This window comes from Mesorhizobium sp. M7A.F.Ca.CA.002.15.2.1 (genome assembly GCF_003998715.1).
In the GTDB taxonomy this organism is placed as follows: Bacteria; Pseudomonadota; Alphaproteobacteria; order Rhizobiales; family Rhizobiaceae; genus Mesorhizobium; species Mesorhizobium ciceri.
Genome location: NZ_RZPI01000783.1, coordinates 1 through 2,431, shown reverse-complemented (window position 1 = coordinate 2,431; position 2,431 = coordinate 1). Strand labels below are relative to the sequence as shown.

The window sequence follows — 2,431 nt, the reverse complement described above, 5'->3', positions numbered from 1 at the left end:
GTGCAGGGTCAGCACGCCAAAGTCCTCGTAATAGAGCGGGCGAGCCCGGCCAATGGCATATTTCAGCACATTGACGGCGATCCCCGACAGGCCGGTGGCGCACAGCACCAGAAAAGCCAGGCAGGTCCAGTTGTAGAGGAGCATCAGCGAGCGCCGCGACAGGCTTCGCCAATCCGTCAGGTTCGCGGCGACAAGCAGAAGCACTGAGGGAATGATATACCAGCCTCCCAGGCCGAACTGGGTGAAAAAGTCGGCAGTCCGGGCAAATCCCGCCGACCACTTGCCGTGAAGCATTCCGGCCGGAGTGTCGAGACGAACAAACGCCGACGCCGTCAGCAAGACCCAGACCAGCACCCAGACCGACCACAAAATATTCGGGTATCTGGCCGGCCGGGTGGCAAGGCGGCTTTTGGCGATCTGCATCGTATCGCGAAAGTTGTCGAGCGACCGGCGCCCTATGCCAAGGAGCAGGCTCGAAACGGGCGGGCGTGATTTCACCAGCATAGGAAATTCGACCCCATTGTTGCCGTCATGGGCATCGGCGAGCCGTCACTGGCTTACACGATAGAGGCCGAGCGACAGTTTGTCTCCCGACGAATAGTTGAGGCCATCGACCTCGGCAACGCGGCTCGCCGACTTGCCTTGCGCCTCCAACAGGCCATTCAGCTTCTGCTCGTCGCCGATTTGTGCCAGCGCCAGCGCGCAGGCCGGATCGCCGAGCAGATGCTTGGCGACGCCATCGACATCGGTCAGGACGGTCTTGGTGCCGACCAGGAACACCAGGCTCGGCTCGTGATATTCCGCTGAGGCGAGCACCGTGGTGTCGCAAGGCCTGTTGGCCTGGACTGCCGCCTCGATCGCCGGGCTCAGCCAGATCGGCTTCAGCGAAGGCGCGATGACGCCGAACAACAGCCCATAGGTAATGCCGGCGCAAACCGCGATGGCGCCGATGCGGGAGAGCGGCACTTGCAGCTGTCGCGAAAAAGCGAAATACCCTGCCGCCAGCGCCGCCGCGGCGGCCGGGATGCTCCACCAGGAAAAGGAGCCGGTGAGATAGATCGGCGCTCCGACGCAGACCGCCGCCAGGCCAAGGCTGACCACGACAAGACCGAATGCGGTCGACCACCACAACCAGTCCTGCCAGCGCCTGAGCGGCGCATTGGCCTCCTGCGGCGACAATGTCAGCAGCCAGCCAATCAGCAGCGCCATGCCGGGATAGGCCGGCAGGACATAGTGCGGCAGCTTGGTCGGGATCAGCTCGAACACCAGCCAGAACGGAATATACCAGGCGAGGCAGAAACGCAGCCGGGGATCGTCGCGCAGACGGTTGAGGGCCTGGAGCCCGGCGCCGACCGCGATCAGGCCGAACGGCCACATGAACAAGGAATAGGTCAGCATGTAGAAACCGGGCGGCAGGCCGTGCGATTCCTCGCCCGAGGCGACCTTGGCCATCATGTCCTTGCCGACGGCATCGCTGAGAAAGGTGCCGCCGCTCTTCCAGGTGATGAGGGCAACCCAGGGCAACACGATGAGCGCCACCAGAGCGACACCGCGCACGAGCTTCAGCTTCAGGAGCCAGCGCCAGTCGCGCTCGAAGGCAAACAGGGCGGCGACCGTGAGCAACGACAACAGCGGAGCCACCGGCCCCTTGATAAGAATTCCAAGGCCTTGAGCGGCCCAGAAAATCCACGGCAGATGGGCGGCTACCGGTTCGTTGCGGCGCGCTGCCAGATAGATCTGGGCGAGCGCGCCTTGCGCCGCCACGCAGCAGGCCAGCAGCATGGCGTCGGTCTTGGCGTCACGGCCCTCGAAGGCGGTGGCGAAGATCGCCGCCATCATCAGGCCGGCGGCGAGACCGGCATTGGCCCCGAACAGCTTGGTGCCCGTCCAGGCGATGCCGACGACGGCCAAGGCAATGCCAAGCATGGAGACGAGGCGGTAGACCCAGATCGGCGCCGCCGCCCCCTCGCCGCTCAGCGCCACGGCCGCCGATTGCAGCCAGTAGATGCCGATCGGCTTCTTGTAGCGCGAGGCATCCTGAAAACGGATGTCGACATAGTCGGAGGTTTCGACCATCTGCTTGGTAGCCTGGACAAAACGGGATTCGTCGCGGTCGATGGGTGGAAGGCTCGCCAGTCCACTGAACGTCATCAGCACGCTGAACAGAAAGAGAAAGAGATAGTTCCTGTTCATCGCGGAGCTTTCCGGATCTGATCTGCGGGATGGCCCCGTCGCGGCGCCTCAGGCCCTGCCCTGCGCGGCGCCTCAATACGCCAGCCCAAACGACGAAGCAAGGATTCGCAACGCCATCCGCGCGGGCTGCAAACCGGAAACCACTTTTGCTGATCGCTGGACCTTTGTCTGGCGCGATCAGTCGCAAAACCGGAAACCACTTTTGCTGATCGCGCTTGGATGCTAAACGCCCGCGTTC

General features: G+C 63.6%; 1 protein-coding gene and 1 pseudogene. Both read right to left on the bottom strand.

Annotated features, from left to right (window positions below):
- Positions 1-423, bottom strand: a pseudogene (locus ENZ74_RS29215) (phosphoesterase); the annotation flags it as partial.
- A gap of 126 nt (positions 424-549) precedes the next feature.
- Positions 550-2,193 carry a glycosyltransferase family 39 protein gene (locus tag ENZ74_RS29210; RefSeq protein WP_063167804.1) on the bottom strand — a complete coding sequence of 548 codons (1,644 nt, stop codon included), beginning with the start codon at positions 2,191-2,193 and terminating at the stop codon, positions 550-552.
- Between the last annotated feature and the right edge of the window lie 238 nt (positions 2,194-2,431).